This is a genomic window from Lentisalinibacter salinarum (genome assembly GCF_040706555.1).
In the GTDB taxonomy this organism is placed as follows: Bacteria; Pseudomonadota; Gammaproteobacteria; order Steroidobacterales; family Woeseiaceae; genus Lentisalinibacter; species Lentisalinibacter salinarum.
Window position 1 is genome coordinate 601,837 of record NZ_JAPDRH010000002.1, and the last position, 17,137, is coordinate 618,973.

At 69.9% G+C, this 17,137-nt stretch carries 14 protein-coding genes; 8 read left to right on the forward strand and 6 right to left on the reverse strand.

The window, feature by feature from the left end; all coding sequences use genetic code 11:
- The first annotated feature begins 6 nt into the window (after window positions 1-6).
- From ACJMKZ_RS05755 to msrA, 3 genes are all read left to right on the forward strand, one after another.
- Window positions 7-837 carry a M23 family metallopeptidase gene (locus ACJMKZ_RS05755; RefSeq protein ID WP_405232234.1) on the forward strand — a complete coding sequence of 277 codons (831 nt, stop codon included), beginning with the start codon at window positions 7-9 and terminating at the stop codon, window positions 835-837.
- A gap of 50 nt (window positions 838-887) precedes the next feature.
- A complete protein-coding gene (locus ACJMKZ_RS05760; protein ID WP_405232235.1) occupies window positions 888-2,480 on the forward strand; it encodes a M48 family metalloprotease in 1,593 nt (530 codons plus the stop codon).
- A gap of 79 nt (window positions 2,481-2,559) precedes the next feature.
- Complete coding sequence (gene msrA, locus ACJMKZ_RS05765; protein ID WP_405232236.1) at window positions 2,560-3,213, forward strand: peptide-methionine (S)-S-oxide reductase MsrA; 654 nt, start codon at window positions 2,560-2,562, stop codon at window positions 3,211-3,213.
- Window positions 3,214-3,216: 3 nt separating this feature from the next.
- On the opposite strand, the gene ACJMKZ_RS05770 is transcribed toward msrA, so the two are convergent.
- Window positions 3,217-4,617 carry a S8 family peptidase gene (locus ACJMKZ_RS05770; protein WP_405232237.1) on the reverse strand — a complete coding sequence of 467 codons (1,401 nt, stop codon included), beginning with the start codon at window positions 4,615-4,617 and terminating at the stop codon, window positions 3,217-3,219.
- 75 nt (window positions 4,618-4,692) lie between these two features.
- Window positions 4,693-5,241 carry a lipocalin family protein gene (locus ACJMKZ_RS05775; RefSeq protein WP_405232238.1) on the reverse strand — a complete coding sequence of 183 codons (549 nt, stop codon included), beginning with the start codon at window positions 5,239-5,241 and terminating at the stop codon, window positions 4,693-4,695.
- Window positions 5,242-5,369: 128 nt separating this feature from the next.
- Here ACJMKZ_RS05775 and folE point away from each other — a divergent pair, with 128 nt between their 5' ends.
- Together folE and ACJMKZ_RS05785 are read left to right on the forward strand one after the other, a co-directional pair.
- Window positions 5,370-5,981, forward strand: coding sequence for a GTP cyclohydrolase I FolE (gene folE / locus ACJMKZ_RS05780; RefSeq protein WP_405232239.1), 612 nt, complete (start codon window positions 5,370-5,372; stop codon window positions 5,979-5,981).
- Between the two features lie 46 nt (window positions 5,982-6,027).
- Complete coding sequence (locus ACJMKZ_RS05785) at window positions 6,028-7,224, forward strand: multidrug effflux MFS transporter (protein ID WP_405232240.1); 1,197 nt, start codon at window positions 6,028-6,030, stop codon at window positions 7,222-7,224.
- 3 nt (window positions 7,225-7,227) lie between these two features.
- On the opposite strand, the gene ACJMKZ_RS05790 is transcribed toward ACJMKZ_RS05785, so the two are convergent.
- Together ACJMKZ_RS05790 and ACJMKZ_RS05795 are read right to left on the reverse strand one after the other, a co-directional pair.
- Window positions 7,228-7,836 carry a suppressor of fused domain protein gene (locus tag ACJMKZ_RS05790; protein ID WP_405232241.1) on the reverse strand — a complete coding sequence of 203 codons (609 nt, stop codon included), beginning with the start codon at window positions 7,834-7,836 and terminating at the stop codon, window positions 7,228-7,230.
- Window positions 7,837-8,125: 289 nt separating this feature from the next.
- The gene (locus ACJMKZ_RS05795; protein WP_405232242.1) at window positions 8,126-9,922 is read right to left on the reverse strand and encodes a dipeptidyl-peptidase 3 family protein; all 1,797 of its coding nucleotides are present in this window, start codon (window positions 9,920-9,922) and stop codon (window positions 8,126-8,128) included.
- A gap of 71 nt (window positions 9,923-9,993) precedes the next feature.
- Here ACJMKZ_RS05795 and ACJMKZ_RS05800 point away from each other — a divergent pair, with 71 nt between their 5' ends.
- Together ACJMKZ_RS05800 and ACJMKZ_RS05805 are read left to right on the forward strand one after the other, a co-directional pair.
- On the forward strand, window positions 9,994-10,680 hold the full coding sequence (locus tag ACJMKZ_RS05800; protein WP_405232243.1) for a S8/S53 family peptidase: 687 nt from the start codon (window positions 9,994-9,996) through the stop codon (window positions 10,678-10,680).
- A complete protein-coding gene (locus tag ACJMKZ_RS05805) occupies window positions 10,677-11,639 on the forward strand; it encodes a S8 family peptidase (protein ID WP_405232244.1) in 963 nt (320 codons plus the stop codon). Before ACJMKZ_RS05800 ends, ACJMKZ_RS05805 begins: the two co-directional genes overlap by 4 nt.
- 308 nt (window positions 11,640-11,947) lie before the next feature.
- Here the strand turns inward: ACJMKZ_RS05805 and ACJMKZ_RS05810 are convergent, their stop codons facing one another.
- Window positions 11,948-12,322: a hypothetical protein gene (locus ACJMKZ_RS05810; protein WP_405232245.1), complete on the reverse strand. Its 375-nt coding sequence runs from the start codon at window positions 12,320-12,322 to the stop codon at window positions 11,948-11,950.
- A 196-nt stretch (window positions 12,323-12,518) separates the two neighbouring features.
- Window positions 12,519-15,674, reverse strand: a complete 3,156-nt coding sequence (gene ileS, locus ACJMKZ_RS05815; protein ID WP_405232246.1) for an isoleucine--tRNA ligase — start codon at window positions 15,672-15,674, stop codon at window positions 12,519-12,521.
- Window positions 15,675-16,125: 451 nt separating this feature from the next.
- Here ileS and ACJMKZ_RS05820 point away from each other — a divergent pair, with 451 nt between their 5' ends.
- Window positions 16,126-17,097 carry an alpha/beta fold hydrolase gene (locus tag ACJMKZ_RS05820; protein WP_405232247.1) on the forward strand — a complete coding sequence of 324 codons (972 nt, stop codon included), beginning with the start codon at window positions 16,126-16,128 and terminating at the stop codon, window positions 17,095-17,097.
- Window positions 17,098-17,137: the final 40 nt, after the last annotated feature.

The window sequence follows — 17,137 nt, forward strand, 5'->3', positions numbered from 1 at the left end:
CCGATCATGAGATCCGTTTTCACAATCGTCGTCATGGCACTATTGCTCTCCGCGTCAGGCGCTGCCGCCAGTGCGGGCGACTGCGACGGCGAATGGATCTGCGTGGAGGTGGACGAGTCTCCGGCCGGCCTGGTGCTGTCCGGGCGCAACCTCACCGAGTTCCCGCTGACGCTGACGGTGCGGGTGCGCGGCCGGGGCCTGGCGCCGGCGGCCCGGACGGTGACCCGGACCCTGGACGGCGGCGACCTCGCCGAGCTGCTGCGCATGCCGGCGCAAGGCGGCGCCCGCTATCGCTACCGCTACTGGTACGACTGGACGGTGGGGGATCAGCGCGCGCAGCACGACGACACCCACCTCTACCGGCTGCCCTATGCTCGCGGCGAGAGCTATCCCGTGCTGCAGGGCTACGGCTCGAGCTTCAGCCACACCGGACTGGAGCTTTATGCCGTGGACTTCGACATGCCGGAAGGGACGCCCGTGCACGCGGCCCGCGGCGGCGTCGTGGCACGGGTCGAGGAATCCCACGACATCGGCTGCTGGGAGGAAGGCTGCGGCCGCTACGCCAACTACATCGTGATCCTGCACGACGACGGCACCACGGGCGAGTACTACCACCTGCACCGCGACGGCGCCCTGGTGGCAGCCGGCGACCGGGTTGAGGCCGGAGACCGCATCGGGCTGTCGGGAAACACCGGCCACACGACCATGCCGCACCTGCATTTCGCCGTCTACCGGGCGGGCGCCTGGGGCCGCACCCAGTCGCTGCCCGTGCGCTTCGCCCACCGCGACGGCATCAGCGAGCGCCCGCGCCGCGGTCAGCGGCTGGTGGCGCAGTGAAGATGCGCCGGGCCGGGCAACGAACCCCCGCCTTCGGTTATCCTGAGGGCATGAGTACAGCGACTGTCACGGCACGTTCCGCCCGCCCCGGTCGGGCACGGGCCGGCACGCTCGCGCCGCTCTGGCTGCTGGCGGCGCTCGCGCTGCTCACGAGCGGCTGTGCGGTCAACCCGGTCACTGGCGAGCGCGAGATCCGGCTCGTCTCCGAAGCCCAGGAAGTCGCTCTGGGCGAGCAGAATTACCTGCCGATGCGCCAGTCCCAGGGCGGCGACTACGTCCTCGACCCGGCACTCGAGGACTACGTGCAGCAGGTCGGCCAGCGTCTCGCCGCGGTCAGCGACCGGCCGCTGCCCTACGAGTTCCACGTGCTGAACAACTCCGTACCGAACGCCTGGGCGCTGCCCGGCGGCAAGATCGCAATCAACCGGGGGCTGCTGACCGAACTCGAATCCGAGGCCGAACTGGCGGCGGTGCTGGGTCACGAGATCGTCCACGCGGCCGCGGGCCATTCCGCGGACGCCATGGAACGCGCGATGGTGCTGCAGGGCGCGGTGCTGGCGACGGCGGTCGCCACCAGCGACAGCGACTACGGCCGACTGGCCACCGCGTCGGCGTCGATCGCCTCCCAGCTCATCAACCAGCGCTACAGCCGCGGCGCCGAACTGGAGTCCGACCTCTACGGCATGCGCTACATGTCGCGCGCGGGCTACGACCCCCAGGGCGCCGTGGAGCTGCAGGAGACCTTCGTGCGGCTGAACGAGCAGCGCCGCAGCGACTGGCTGAGCGGCTTGTTCGCAAGCCACCCGCCGTCGACCGCGCGGGTGGAGGCGAACCGGCAGACGGCGGCCAGCCTGCCGCCCGGCGGGGAGACCGGGGCCGCACGCTACCGCGAGATGCTCGCGACGACACGCGACGCCCTGCCCGCGTACGAGGCCTACGATGCCGGCCGCAAGGCGCTGGCCGAGGACCAGCGCGGCGTCGCCCTCGAGAAGGCCGACGAGGCCATCCGCATCGCGCCCGGGGAGGGCCACTTCTACGCGCTGCGGGGCGACGTGTACCTGCTGGACGAGGACTACGACCGCGCCCGCAGCGAGTACACCCTGGCGCTCGAGCGCAACGACGGCTTCTTCTACTACTACCTGAAGCGGGGCCTGGCGGCCGAGCGGCTGGGCGACGATGCCGAGGCCCGCCGCGACCTCGCCGCGAGCCTCGAGCTGCTGCCGACGGCGCCGGCCTATCTCGCCCTTGGCGACATCGAGCGCCGGGCCGGCAACCGCGCGCAGGCGGTGGAGTATTACCAGAAGGCCAGCGGCGAACAGGGCGAGGTCGGAGCACGCGCCCAGGCCGCACTGATGCGCCTCGATCTGGGCCAGAATCCCGAGGCCTACCTGCGCAGCCGGACCGGACTCGGCGACGGCGGGCGGCTGCTGCTGCAGATCGACAACCCGACCCGCGTCGGCGTCACCGACGTGGTGGTCGCCATCCGCTATCTGACCGGCTCCGGCAGCGTCTCCGAGACCCGCCGCCGGCTCTCCGGCGTACTCGAGCCCGGCAACAGCGTGCGCCTCGACACGGGCCTCGGACCGTTCACGTCGCCGGACCAGTACGAGGTCCGTATCATCGACGCCGCGGTCGCCCGGTGATCCCCGGCGACGCCACCTCCCGACCCTTGATCGCGCACCTGCCGGACGCATATCCGCCGTACAGCCACAGGAGAGAGCCATGTTCGGTCTGAACAAGAAGACGTCCCTGCCGTCGGCGGAAGAGGCCCTGCCCGGCCGCGACACGCCGATGCCGGTACCCGAGCGTCACTTCGTGCTGGACGCACCGCTCAAGCCGCCTTTCCCGGAGGGGTACCGGCAGGCCGTATTCGGCCTCGGCTGCTTCTGGGGTGCCGAGCGGCAGTTCTGGCAACAGTCGGGCGTCTACACCACCGCCGTGGGCTACGCCGGCGGCCGCACGCCCAACCCGGACTATCGCGAGGTCTGCAGCGGCATGACCGGCCACACCGAGGCGGTGCTGGTGGTCTACGACCCCGCCCGGATCACCTACGACGATCTGCTGCGGGTCTTCTGGGAATCCCACGACCCGACCCAGGGCATGCGCCAGGGCAACGACGTCGGCACCCAGTATCGTTCGGCCATCTACGTCTTCGATGCGGACCAGAAGGCGGCGGCCGAGGCCTCCCGCGATGCCTACGCGCAGGTCCTGGCCGATGCCGGCTACGGCGCCATCACCACCGAGATCGCCGACTCCGGCCCGTTCTATTACGCCGAGGACTATCACCAGCAGTACCTGGCGAAGAACCCGGGCGGCTATTGCGGTCTCGGCGGCACCGGCGTGAGCTGCCCCGCCGGCGTCGCGGCCGCCGGCTGAAACTCAGCTCCCGCCGCCGGCCGCCAGGCGCAGGGCCGCGGCCGCATCCAGGCGGCCGTGGCCGTGGGTGGAGCGGCGCCCGCCGTCGAGCGGCACCGCGCTCTCCTCCAGGACCCTGCGCAGGCATGCCGCCGGCAGGTCGGGATGCAGCGACAACACCAGCGCCGCCGCGGCGGAAACGAACGGCGCGGCGGCCGAGGTGCCGCTGAACGCGTCGTACACCAGGGTGGGCGAAAAACCCCGTCGGCCGCGCAGGTCGGTGGTGAGTATCGAGACGCCGGGTGCCAGCAGCGAGAGATTCCGGCCGTGACTGCTGCCCCACCAGTGCTCGCCGTCCCGGGAGCTGCGGGTCTTGCGCCGGTCCCAGGGATTCGACGCACCCACCGCCAGCACCTCGGGCAGCGTGGCCGGATAGTCCAGGGTGGACTGACTGTTGCCGGCCGCGGCCACGATCAGGCAGCCGCGACCGCGGCGGCCGGTCCGCGCGGCCCGTTCCAGCGCGCCCGTGATGGCATCCGCCGGCGGGCCGCCGCCCCAGGACAGGTTCAGGATGTCCGCGCGGCTCTCCCCGACGCACCAGTCCACGGCCTCGGCGGTGTCGAAATCGTCGGACAGCCAGTAACCGTGCGCGCCGCCGCGGGCGATGCGTGCGGCAACCAGTGAGACGCCCGGCGCGAGACCCGTCGCACGGGGCCCGTCGGCGGCCACGATGCCCGCCACCGCGGTGCCGTGGGCGTCGTCGCCGGCGGGACGCCCGTAGCGATCGTCGGCCACGAAGTCCCGTTCGGCGGCCGCCGCCGGGCGCAGGTACGGGTGGGCCAGTTCGACGCCATCGTCCAGGATGGCGACCCGCACCCGGCGGCGTCCGGTGGTGAGCGCCCAGGCCGCCTCGGCCCCGACGTCGGCGCCGGCAATGCCCACATCACCGGCGTTGTCCAGCGCCCACTGCCCGTCCGCCAGCGCCGGTCCGGCTTCGGCAGCAACCGGCGGCGGCCGGTACAGCCGCAGGAAATTGGGATGCGCGACCGCGACGTTGCCACGGCGATAGAGCCGCCGCGCCGCGTCGGCTGCATGGCGCAGCCGGCCGATGCCGGTCGCATCGCACACCGCGCGCAGCAGCACGCGGCCGTGGCGGCCTTCACGGATGACCTCCAGCGACAGCCGCCGACACGCCCAGTCGACCTCGGCGGCGCCGGCACCCTCCACCACCGGCGTCTCGGTCGGCACCGCCAGGGGTGCGCCGGCCGCCGGCCGCGTCACGTACAGCGGCAGATCGGGGAAGCCGGCGAACAGCGGTCCGACCCGGGCGGCCGGGGCCACCAGCGCGTCACGCACGGCCCTGCCGCCCGCCTCTACGGAGACGGCCAGCGCCCGCCGGTGGCTGAAGTACGAGAGCCGGTGCATGACTCCCCCCCCGCTATTGACGACTATTGGCCGGGCTCCATGTTAGCCCGCACCGGCGTGCCGGAGTATGGAGTATCAGTCGCCGTCGCCGGTGACGGCCTCCGGCCAGCGTTGAGGCACCTCGCGCAGCTCGGACAGGTCGTAGCCCTCGGTTTCCAGGAACGACAGGATGCGGCGGTACTCGTCATCGGGGATCCGCGGCTCCCTCGCCATGATCCAGACGTAGTCGCGGGCGTTGCGTCCGATCACCGTCGTCTCGTAGCCCTCGTCCAGCCAGACGATCAGGAACTCCGCCTTGAAAGGCCAGAGGAACTGCATGCCCCAGACCGCGTTGCTCGGGTCGTCCCGCACGAAACCGGTCGGCGTGTAGACCTTCAGGGGACCGTCGAAGCCGCCGTTGCGGAAACGGAAGGTGGTGGCGATGGTCTCGTCGTCGTTCAGCTCGTAGGACTCGATGGCGTTGTAGGCCTCGTCCTCCAGGAAGGTGGGGATGTGTGCGATGACGTACCAGTCGCCCATGTAGCGGGGCAGGTCGACCTCGTCGACGACGTGGATCGGGTCTTCGGGGGTGGTGGCGCATCCGGCGAGGGAGGCGCACAGCAGAACGGCGAGCAGTCTCTTCACGTCGGCTCCATAACGGCTTCGATGCGACTTGTATTCGATCTGTCGAGGACCGCGGATGCAGCGCCGGATGCCGCTATCGGGCCCGTTCCGGTAGTATGTCGCGAGCACCGACCAGGGAGATTCGGACATTGGCGAACAAGAAGACCGGCGCAAAGAAGAAGGCGCGGCGCAGGCCCGGCCGCCGTCAGGCCGAGGAGGCCATCCGTACGCTGCTGTTGTGGGCGGGCGAGGATCCGGACCGAGAAGGCCTGCTCGATACACCCGCGCGCGTGGCCCGCGCCTACGAGGACTGGTTCTCGGGTTACCGGGAGGACCCGGTTCGCTTCCTGAAGCGCACGTTCCAGGAGGTGGAGGGTTACGACGAGATGATCGTGTTGCGCGACATCACCTTCGAGTCCCACTGCGAGCATCACATGGCGCCGATCATCGGCCGCGCGCACGTCGGCTATCTGCCCACCAACAAGGTGGTGGGCATCAGCAAGCTGGCCCGGGTGGTGGAGGCCTTCGCCCGCCGCTTCCAGGTGCAGGAGAAGATGACCGCCCAGATCGCCAATACCATCCAGGACGTGCTGAAGCCGAAGGGCGTCGGCGTGGTCATCGAGGCCGAACACCAGTGCATGACCACCCGCGGCATCCACAAGACCGGCGTGTCGATGGTTACGAGTCAGATGCTCGGCACCATCCGCGAGGACGCCCGCACCCGCGCCGAATTCCTGCGTATGATCGACCACGGCAGCTGATCCCGACCCGGCCGCCGGCAGGCGGCGGCCCGGCAGCGACGCGACATTGAGCGAAATCGGTCCCCGCAAGCTGATCGTGCTGCTGGCGGCGGCGACCGCCATGGGGCCGCTCGCCATGCAGATCTATCTGCCGGCGCTGCCCGCGGTGCAGTCGGCTTTCGGCACCTCGCTGGCGCTGACCCAGCTCACGTTCAGCGCCTTCGTCTTCGCCATCGGCCCCGCCCAGCTCCTCTACGGACCGCTGGCTGACCGCTGGGGACGGAGGCCGGCGCTGATCGCAGGCCTCATGCTCTGTTTCGCCGGCAGCGTCGCCTGCTACCTGGCTCCCGATATCTACTGGCTGATCGGCGCGCGGATGGTGCAGGCCGTGGGCGGCGCCGCCGGCCTGGTGATCGCCCGCGCCATCCTGAGTGATCGCTACGGCACCGACGAGATGGCCGGCCGGCTCGCCACCCTGGTGATGGTCATGGTGGTGGCGCCGACGCTGGCGCCCCTGGCGGGCGGCTACCTCACCGACTGGTACGGCTGGCGCAGCCTGTTCCTGGTGGTGAGCGTGCTGGGGCTGCTGGTGACTGCCGCGGTGCTGCGCTGGTTGCCGGAGACGCTGCCGGACGACGACGGCGGAGAGCGGGAGTCGCTCGGGGCGGGGGTGAAACGTCTGATGGGCAAGCCGCTGTTCCACGCCTACACCGCCCAGGCGGTGCTGTCGGTGGGAATGTTCTACGTCTTCATCTCCACCGCGCCCTACCTGATGGAGTCAGTCATGGGTCGGCCGGCCCGGGAGTACGGCTTCTGGTTCCTGCTGCTGGCCGGCGGCTATACGCTGGGAAACCTCACCTCGACGCGCTATTCGCACCGACTCGGCGTCGACGGCATGATCCTGCGCGGCAGTCTCGTCGCCGCCGTGGGCACGCTGGCCATGGTGAGCCTGACCGGCGCCGGCTGGTGGGCGCCGATGGCGCTGTTCCTGCCGATGACGGTGGTGACCTACTCGAGCGGCCTCGCCGCGCCCAACGCCCAGACCGGCGCCGTGCGCCAGGCGCCACGGCGGGCCGGCACGGCCTCGAGTCTGCTCGGCTTCACCCAGCAGACGGTGGGCGCACTGCTGGTCCAGTTCGTCTCGATGCTGGATAACGATTCGCCGGTCACGCTGGCGGTGTTTCTGCTGGTGCTCGGCCTGCTCTCGGTGCTCTGCGCACTGGCCATCCGCGCACTCGGCGCGCGCGCCGCGCAGACCGTCTGAGAATCAGCCCGCCTTCAGCGCATGCGCCTCCACGCTGTCGGCGCTCTGGGCGGGCCGACGCACGTCGGCGAGGTCGGGCCGGCTGTCGATGAAGGCCTGGTAGCCGTACTTGCGAATCAGCGCCACCTCCGAGTCGTGTACGGGATAGAGCTGCAGCACGCGTACCCTGCGCTCCCCGATCTCGAGCCGCTCACCCGCCAGGCCGAACAGGGAAGGATTGTGGACGAGGAAGGCGCGCATCGGGCTCGAGCGGCTGATCTCGTCGCTGACCGAGACCGTGTCGCCGACCTTGAAGGCGCCGCGGCCCCGGTAGCGCTCCGCGATCACGCCGATGGCACGGGCCCAGGCGGCGTTGGGACTCTTCACAGAGATCATCAGCTCGGGACGCTCGTCCCCCGCCGCAGGCTCCACGCTGGACATGCCGACCGTGAAGGCCGTCAGGTGGTCCGCCACCGGGAACTCCAGATAACTCGCCACCAGCACCGGAGGCCCATCGTCGGCCGCCGGGATATAGGTCAGGTTTGCCCTGCTGCCGCAGCGCTCGTTGAGATAGTCGAGGAAGAGCTCCTCGGCGGACTTCCAGAACTGCAGTCCCCGGTTGATGACAGGCATGTCGCACGCTCCTTGTCGGTTGATGGCCGGCCGCGCCGTCCTCGCGCATCAGCTTCGCAAATCCGTCCAGGTCCGTCCGACTATGGCAGGCGAATGTGTCAGGCGAATGTCTCAGGCGAAATGTCTTGGCTGATAGCGCCACATCCTCGCGCTGCAATATCCGTGCCGCGGTTTTCGCACCGCTTTCCGGGGCAGCGCGGACCGATCCTGCACCACACTGGCGCAGGACCGATGGCCGGTGCGCCCCGATGGGGCACCCAGTGCGGCGCACCGGCGGGCCGGCGAACCGTCAGAGGCCGAGCACCTCGCGACCCTGCTCGAAGCGCACGTCCACCGGTATGTCCGCCGCATTCACCCGGGCCAGCGCATCGGCCAGCTCGGGCCGGACCACGCCGAGGGTATCGGTGAATGTCTTCGCGCCCTCGTAATCGCCGTCGCCCTGCAGCGTCAGGATCTTCGCCGAGAGCTTAGTGATCGCCGCCTGCATGGCTTCGAAGTCCACGCGGTAGCGGCCGGTGGTCTCGTCCGTCGTGAACGCACCCTCGTCGGCGAAGAAATTGAACCGCACCATATTCGCCTTGCCGTGGGCGCTGGAGGCGCCGAAGCGCACCGAACGGAAGATACCGGCGAGGAACGTGGTGTAGTAGTCCATGAGATCGACGTCGCCGAGTTCGCCGCGTTCATGCAGCTCCGTGATCATGTACAGACCCAGCACGTCGGCCTTGCCCTCCTCGATGCTGGAGGCCACGTCCTTCAGCGCGGCACGCACGGTGCCGGAGCCGTCCACCGTGTTCTTGATGCCGAGGCCGTGGGCGACTTCGTGGAACATGGTGTTGGCGAAGAAGGCATCGAAGGTGACGTGGCCCCGCTGCTCCTCGACGATCAGCACCTCGGCGATGGGCTGCATGATCTTCTCGAACTTCGCGCGCATCGCGTTCTTCAGCTGCAGCCGCCTGGTGCCCTTGGCGAGCTGCACCTCCTCGTCGTTCGGCAGATTGATGGCGATGGTCTTCGCGCCCGCGTTCGCGTCGCCGGCGTAGTAGAGGGCGTCGTAGGCGTTCAGGTCCGAGTCGCTGCCCGGCTCCTCCGCCTTGTAGCGCTCCGGCACGGGCAGGCCGCGCTGCAGCTCCGGCAGAAAGGCCGTGAAGCGCGACAGCCGGTCGGACCAGGCCATGTCCTTCAGCAGCACGAAGGACTCGTAGGCCGCCCGATAGCCGAACAGCTGGTCCTCGTAGGTCTCGATGGCCCCGATTACGACGTCGATCCGGTTGGTCTTCATGTCGAGCCAGGCCATGTCGCTCGGCTGGTAGTCGTCGGTGACCAGGGCATCGGCCCGCAGCCCCAGGTAGCGCGCCAGGCCTTCGTCATCCGCCAGCGCCGCGGCCTCGCGCAGCAGTTCGGCGGCGCGCTCCAGCGGGCCGGCATACGCCTCGTGGTAGGGGATCAGCCCGAGATCACCCGCCGCGTCCCGGCGCACCAGCGAATAGAGGCCGTCCTTGCCCGGCTGGTCCCAGGCTTCGAACTCCTCCACCGTCATGTCCGGCGGATAGAAGTTGGCGCCGGCGGGCTTCGGCCGCACGCCGGTCACGAACGGCCGGTCGTCGCCCAGACGATCCCAGGGGCCGTAGTTGATCCGCGCGAACTGGCGCACCGGGCCGGCCGGCAGGTCGGCGAGCCATTCCTCGTGGCCGTCACCCCAGGCCTGACGCCAGAACAGGTCGTCCATGATCTTCGAGGCGTCGATCAGCAGCCCGATCATCCTGCGCTGGTCGTCGCTGAGATCGCCTGGAGTGCCGAGGTCGGCGGTGAGCGTGAACGGCGCATAGTCGGCCACCCGCTCGGCGACGGCCTCGGCATCCGGCCGCGGTGCCGCCGCCGGCTGTTCGCGCATGCCGGTCTCCGCGGTCACCGTCTCCTCCGGCGGCGCGTCGCTGCCGCAGCCGGCCAGAGCGAGGGCCGAAAGCAGCAGGGCCGGGATGGCGATCGTAGCGGTCGGGCGGTTGCAGCGCCCGGGGCGCGTGCGCCCTGCCTGGCCAATCCGGACGGCAGCGCCGAACGAGCGCAGGGATTCGGTACTGAATTTCATCGCTGAGCTCCGTACAGAAAAGGGGCATTATTGCACGACATATCGGCACTCTTGGGGGAGGGGCAACGGCGATGAAATACGAGGCGGTCCGGTTGCCGGCCACCACGGACGGCGAACTGACGCCGCGCAGCGAGGGGCTGATGCTGGCCGTTGACCCCGGCCTGAGTCCGGCCGTGGCAACCCGCGCCGCTCGCCGCGCGGTCGCTGCTACGCTGCCGGGGGAATGGGCCGTCGAACGCCTGCCCCGTTCGGGCGGCGTGTACCAGGCACTGCGCCGGCGCCCTGCGCTGCAGCCGCTGGTGCGCCAGGTCTGGGAGTTCGCGCGCCGCCTCGACGCGCACCCCGACGTGGTCTGGGCGGAGGCGGCGGTGATCCAGCCGGGCCACGATCCGGACCCGGCCCGGGCCGGGCGCCGCGGCCCCCGCAGCGGTGGCGGTGCGCGCCCGCTGCCCTGCTCCGCCGACAGCGAATGGAGCCTGGCCAATGCCCGTCTCTTCGAGGCCTTCGCCCTGATCGACGGCCCGCCCGGCGGCGGCATACGCATCGCCCACCCGGACACCGGCTACACCCTGCATCCGGAGATCCGCCACCCGGCGAGGCTGGCCGTCGGGCTCGGTTACGACTTCGAGGCCGATCGCCGCGATCCCCGGGATCCCCTGCGCGGCCGTAACCCGGGCCACGGCACGGCGACCGCCAGCGTCATCATGAGCTCGATTGGCGACGAGGGCGGCGAGGAGGAGCGGACGGCATCGCGGTGAGCGGCAGCGCGCCCGCGGCGACGCTGGTGCCCCTCCGGGTATCTTCGGGGGTGGTGCATTTCTCGTTCCGGCGGCTCGCCCTCGCCATCGATCACGCCATCGGCATCGACGCGGACATCATCTCGATGAGTCTCGGCGGGCCCTTCGCCAGCCGCAGCCTCGAGCGGGTGCTCGACGCGGCGGCGGCCCGCGGCATCATCAGCCTCGCCGCGGCCGGCAACGTCTGGCCCTGGGGCGTGCATCCGGCGCGCTCGTCGCGGGTGATCGCCGTCGCGGCCGGCAACTGCCGGGACGCCGTCTGGCGCTACAGCGCCGCCGGCGGCGATGTCGACCTCGCCGCGCCCGGTCAGGACGTCTGGCGCGCGCTGGTCGAGCCGGGCGGGCGCTACAGCGATGCCCGCGGCAACGGCACCTCGTACGCCGTGGCCACGGTGGCGGGCGCGGCGGCCCTGTGGCTGTCCCGTCACGGCCGCGACCGGCTGCGCCGCCGCTACCCCGGCGCGGCATTGCCGGCGGTCTTCCGCCACATCCTGACTGGCGCCGGCGTCCGCCGCCCGGACGGCTGGGATACCCGGCGCCACGGGGCCGGCCTCCTGGACGCGGTGGCGCTGCTCGAGGCCGCCCTGCCCCGCCGCGGCCTCTCGACGATCCGGCCGGAGCCGGCCGGCAGCGCGGATCTCAACCACTGGCGTGAGTTCGGCCGCTATTTCCCGGACCTGGACGAGGCGTCGGTACAGCAGACGCTGGCCCGGCTGACCGCAACGGGCGGCGACGACCCGGAGCGCTTCCTCGCGCGCTACGGCGACGAGCTCCGCTTCCACCTGGCGACCAGCCCGGCGTTCCGCGCCCTGCTGTTACGCCGGGGTCCGCGCAGCGCACGCCGCCCGCCGGCGGCGGTAAGCGCCCACCTCACGCGCTACGCCTCCCGCGAACTCCGCGCCGCCCTCCAGATCGCGTAGGAGGGCCTTCAGGCCCGACCCGACTCTTCCAACCGGCTCACCTTCTATTGTGGCGGCCCTGCGGGGGTATCCATCTTGCTCCCGACAAAAGGTCGCGGCGATGGACACCCCCGCATGACGGCCGTGCTCGCGGTAGCGTTCAGGAAGCCTCAGTCAGGAGCGCCTGCTCACTGGCGCCAGCCCTCTCGGCTACGGGCCCTTCAGCGGGTCCACCCGATGAGGGGCTAACGCCGGGAGAAAGCGGGGTCGGGCAGGGAGAAATCGGGCCTGAAGGCCCTCCTACGGCGGCTAGTCGCAGTGCGGGCGGGTCAGGACTTCAGGAGGAAATCCGGGACCTCTTCCAGCTCGGGGGCCGGCACCAGGTGCAGCGCACCGGTGCTGCCGGCAGCCTCCTGCTGCGCGAGTTCGCCGTACAGCGCGACGATGATCTTTGCGCAGTCGGCGGCCTCCGGGCCGCTCATCTTGCGGACCGAGGCGCGCACCGGCCCTTCCCCGTTCAGCGGCGTCACGCTGTGCAGGCGCCTACGCAGGTCGGAGAAGCGCCGCAGCAGACGCCGCGGCAGATCCTCGTCGTGCACGCCGCTCAGGTGGTCGCTGTAGGCGCAAACGAGTCGCTGCTTGATCGGCGCATGACCTGCCAGCGCGAGCACCGCTTCGTGAAAGTGCTTGGTCAGGGGCGACATGGGCTCTCCCGGTATTGTTTTTCTAAGCTCCGCCGGTCTGCGACGGCCCTCGGAGAGTTGACTGGGCGGAACCCGCGCGGCTCGTTCTCGCTCTTTTGCCGGCTCGTGGCGGTGTCCCACGCCAACCAGTCACTTGGGACCTTTTCTTATAGCAAAATAGCGGAACGGCTTACAACTCCCCTTCGGATTGACGGTTTTATGAAGTCCCTTCGCCGTCGCTCACCCGCAGCGCGATACGCCACTCCTCGTCGTCCAGCCGCTTCTCGGTCACCCAGGCTTTCTTCATTTCCGCCGGGGCCCACTCGACCGCGAGTGTCTCGTGCATGACGTAGTCCCGGTATTCGGCCAGTGCCTCCTCCACGCCCGGCGTGCCGCTGATCGAGAGCGCGATGCGGTCCGAAACCTCGAGACCGGCCTGCTTGCGCGCATCCTGCACGGTGCGCACGAGCTCCCGGGCGAGTCCCTCGCGCACGAGCGCATCGTCCAGCCGGGTATCAAGCGCCACCAGGTAGCCGCCCTCCTCCGCACAGGCGAAGCCCTCGGCGGAGCTGGTCTCCACCAGCACGTCCTCCGGTCCGAATTCCAGGGTCTCGCCGCCGGCCTCTACGGTGAAGTCCCGGCCGGCGGCGGCCGCGGCCGCGATGGCCGCGCCGTCCGCCGCGGCGAGAGCCTCGCGGATGGCGGGCACCAGCCTGCCGTAGCGCTTGCCGATCCTCGGCAGATTGGGCTTGATGCGGTACTCCACCAGCTCGGCATCCCGGGCAATGAATTCGAGCTCCTTCACGTTGAGTTCCTCGAGTATCTGCTCCCGGTGGCTTCCGGCCGCCTCCGCAGCCGCATCGTCCGGTACCCGCAGCAGCAGCCTGCCCAGCGGCTGGCGGGTGCGGAATCCCGTCTGCGCGCGGGCGGCCCGGCCGAGGCCGACCACCTTCTGCACCACGTCGAACTCGAACAGCAGGTCCGGATCGCGCCACTCCGCCGGCAGCTCGGGCCAGGCCGTCATGTGCACGCTCTCCGGCGCCTCCGGATACACGTTGCGCACCAGATTCTGGTAGACGTGCTCGGACAGGAACGGCGTGAACGGCGCCATCAGCCGGTGCACCGTATCCAGGCATTCGTACAGCGTCAGGTAGGCGGACTGCTTGTCGTCGCCCGCCGCGGACTTCCAGAATCGCCGCCGGTTGCGCCGCACGTACCAGTTGCTCAGCTGGTCGATGAACTCCTCGATGGCGACGCCGGCCGCGCGGGCGTCGTAGGCGTCCAGCGACTCCCTCACCCGCCGCTCGGTGTCGGCCAGCAGCGCGAGCGCCCAGCGGTCGATCTCGGGCCGTGACTCCGGCGGCACGTCGCGGGAGAGATCCACTTCGTCGAGCCGCGCATACAGCACGAAGAAGCCGTAGGTGTTCCAGAACGTGTTGACGAAGGAGCTCGCAACGTCGGCGACGATGTCCACCGAGATCCGCTTCTGCTGGTCCGGCGAGATGCGCGCCAGGAAGTACCAGCGCAGCGGGTCGGCACCCACCCTGTCGAAGACGTCGTACGGATCGACGATGTTGCCCAGCGACTTCGACATCTTCTTGCCGTCCTCGTCCACGATGTGGCTGAGGCAGATCACGTTCCGGTAGGCGACGCTGTCCGAGACCATGGTGGCGATGGCGTGCAGCGTGTAGAACCAGCCCCGGGTCTGGTCGATGGCCTCGCAGATGAAGTCTGCCGGGAAGTGCGCCCGGAACGCCTCCACGTTCTCGAACGGGTAGTGCCACTGGGCGTAGGACATGGCGCCGGAGTCGAACCAGCAGTCGATCACCTCGGGCACACGGCTCCACGTGGCGCCCTCGGCCTCGAAGGTGACGTCGTCCACCGCCGGGCGGTGCAGATCCAGCCCCTCGAGCCTGCGGCCGGTGAGCTCCTCCAGCTCGGCCAGCGAGCCGATGCAGCGGTAGCGGCCCTCGCCGTCCGTCCAGACCGGCAGCGGCGTGCCCCAGAACCGTTCCCTGGACAGGGCCCAGTCCACGTTGTTCTCCAGCCAGTTGCCGAAGCGGCCTTCGCGGATGTTCTCCGGCACCCAGTTGATGGTGCGGTTCAGCGCCACCATGCGGTCCCGGAACTCGGACGTGCGGATGTACCAGGCATCCTTGGCGTAGTAGATCACCGGATCGCCGGTGCGCCAGCCGAAGGGGTAGTTGTGCACGTAGCTGCCCGCACGGAACATCCGGCCGCGCTCTTTCAGCAGGTCGATCAGCACCGGATCGGCCTGCTTGAAGAACACGCCGGCCACCGGTTCCACCTCGGGCAGGAAGCAGCCGTCCAGCCCGACGCCGTGCAGCACCGGCAGGCCGTGAGCCTGCCCGAGCTCCAGGTCGTCGACGCCATAGGCCGGGGCGACGTGCACGATGCCCGTGCCGTCCTCGGTGCTGACGAACTCGGCCGGCAGCACCCGGAAGGCGTCCACATCGTCATCCACCGACAGGTATTCGAAGAGCTGCTCGTAGTGCATACCCACCAGGTCGCGGCCCTGCACCCGGCGGATGACCTCCACCGGCTCGTCGCCGAACACCGCCGGCACCAGGGCCTCGGCCAGGATCAGCGTCTCCTCGCCGTGGCCCACGTAGACGTAGTCCACGTCCTCGTGTACGGCCAGCGCCAGGTTCGACGGCAGTGTCCACGGCGTGGTGGTCCACACCAGAAAGTAGGTCTCCTCCTCGTCGGCCACGGCGAAACGCACGTAGATGGAAGGGTCCTCCACCTCCTTGTAGCCGAGGGCGAGTTCGTGGGAGGAGAGCGTGGCGCCGATGCGCGGGTCGTAGGGCACGACCTTGTAGCCCCGGTAGATCAGGCCCTGGTCCCAGATGCGCTTCAGCAGATTCCACACCGACTCGATGTAGCTGTTGTCGAGTGTGTAGTAGGCCTCTTCCAGGTTCACCCAGAAGCCCATGCGCTCGGTCATCTTCTCCCAGTCGCCGATGTAGCGCATGACCGACTCGCGGCAACGGCGGGTGAACTCGTCGATGCCCACCTGGCGCTCGATCTCCTTCTTGTCGAAGATGCCGAGTTCTTTCTCCACCTCGTGCTCGACAGGCAGGCCGTGGGTGTCCCAGCCCGCTTTCCGGGGCACGTGGTAGCCGCGCATGGTGCGGTAACGGGGGAAGGCGTCCTTGAACGTGCGCGCGAGCACGTGGTGGATGCCGGGCCGGCCGTTGGCCGTCGGCGGACCCTCGTTGAAGCTCCACTGCGGCCGGCCGCGGCTCGCCTCCAGCGTCTTGTCGAAGATGCGGTGCTCGCGCCAGAACGAGAGCACCTCCTCCTCGAGGGCCGGACCATCGTAGCGGCTGGCAACGTCTCTCAGCTTCATTTCATCCCGTCCAACGAAAAAACCCCGGGCGCCGTCAAGCGCCCGGGGCGATGTGATTGCTCATGCACCGCGGTACCACCCGGTTTCCGCCCGGCCCTCCCGGACCGGACCTCGAGGGGTCGTCACGACAGCAGCAACCGTCCGTGGCAACCCGCGGCCGTATATCGGCGGCCACCCGGTCGAGCCTACTCGGGCGACACGGCCACCCTTTCGGTCGACGGCTCCGGGGTGATGTTCACCGCCCGCCGGCCGCGAGGCTCCCACCGCCCCTCGCTCGCTCGAGACCGGCGCCGGGTGGCTACTGTCCCCATCGACGCCTCAGACGCGGAAGCTAGCGCCGGCCGGGGGAAAAGGCAAGCCCGCAGACGGCGGTGGTCGCCGCGGCCGGGATGCTCGGCTACCCTGTCCCACCTCCGGTTTAATCCGCAATCCCGAGCCCAAGGAGCACGGTGTGAGCAGCGACTTCCCGCCCGCCCGATACATCCACACCAACGGCATCCGCATGGCGGTCCACGAGCGGGGCCAGCGCGAGGGCGAGAGCGAGGCCGTCGTTCTCTGTCATGGCTTCCCCGAGCTCGCCTACTCTTGGCGTCTGCAGCTGCCCGCGCTCGCCGACGCGGGGTACCGGGCGATCGCGCCCGACCAGCGCGGTTACGGCGCGACGGACAAGCCCGAGGCCGTCACGGACTACGACATCCGCCACCTGGTGGACGACATGACCGGCCTGCTCGACGCCCTCGGCCTCGAGCGCGCCTGGTTCGTGGGCCACGACTGGGGCGCGCTCATGGTCTGGCAGATGGCGCTGCTGGCGCCGGAGCGCATGCGCGGCGTCGTCGCCGTGAACATTCCCTTCTACCCGCGGCCGCCGGTGGACCCGATGATCATGATGCGCCGGGTGCTGGGCCCCGATTTCTACATCGTGAACTTCCAGGACTCCGACGAGGCCGACCGGCGCTTCGCCGCCGAGCCCGAGCGCTACTTCCGCGCCATGATGCGGCGGCTGCCGGTCACCCGGCAGGCCTTCGAGCAGATCCCCGAGAACAAGCGCCGGCCGTTCAGCATGCTGACCGCCATGGACGAGCCGCCGAGGGGCGAGGACCTGCTGGCGGAAGAGGAGCTGCAGGTCTTCGTCGAGGCGTTCCGGCGCGGCGGCTTCAGCGGCCCCATCAACTGGTATCGCAACTGGACGCGCAACTGGGAGCTCACCGCGGGCATCGAGCAGCGGATACGCATACCGGCGCTGTTCGTCGGCGCCGAGGACGACGTGCTGATCGCCCCCCACCACATCGAGGCAATGCGCGACTACGTGGACGACCTCGAGGTGCACATGATCGGCGACTGCGGCCACTGGACCCAGCAGGAGCGGCCCGAATCCTTCAATGCCATCCTGCTCGACTGGCTGGCGCGCCGGCGCGAAGGCTGAGAAAGCGGCACTGCCCCGGCTGTGCGGCCCGCGCCGGCGG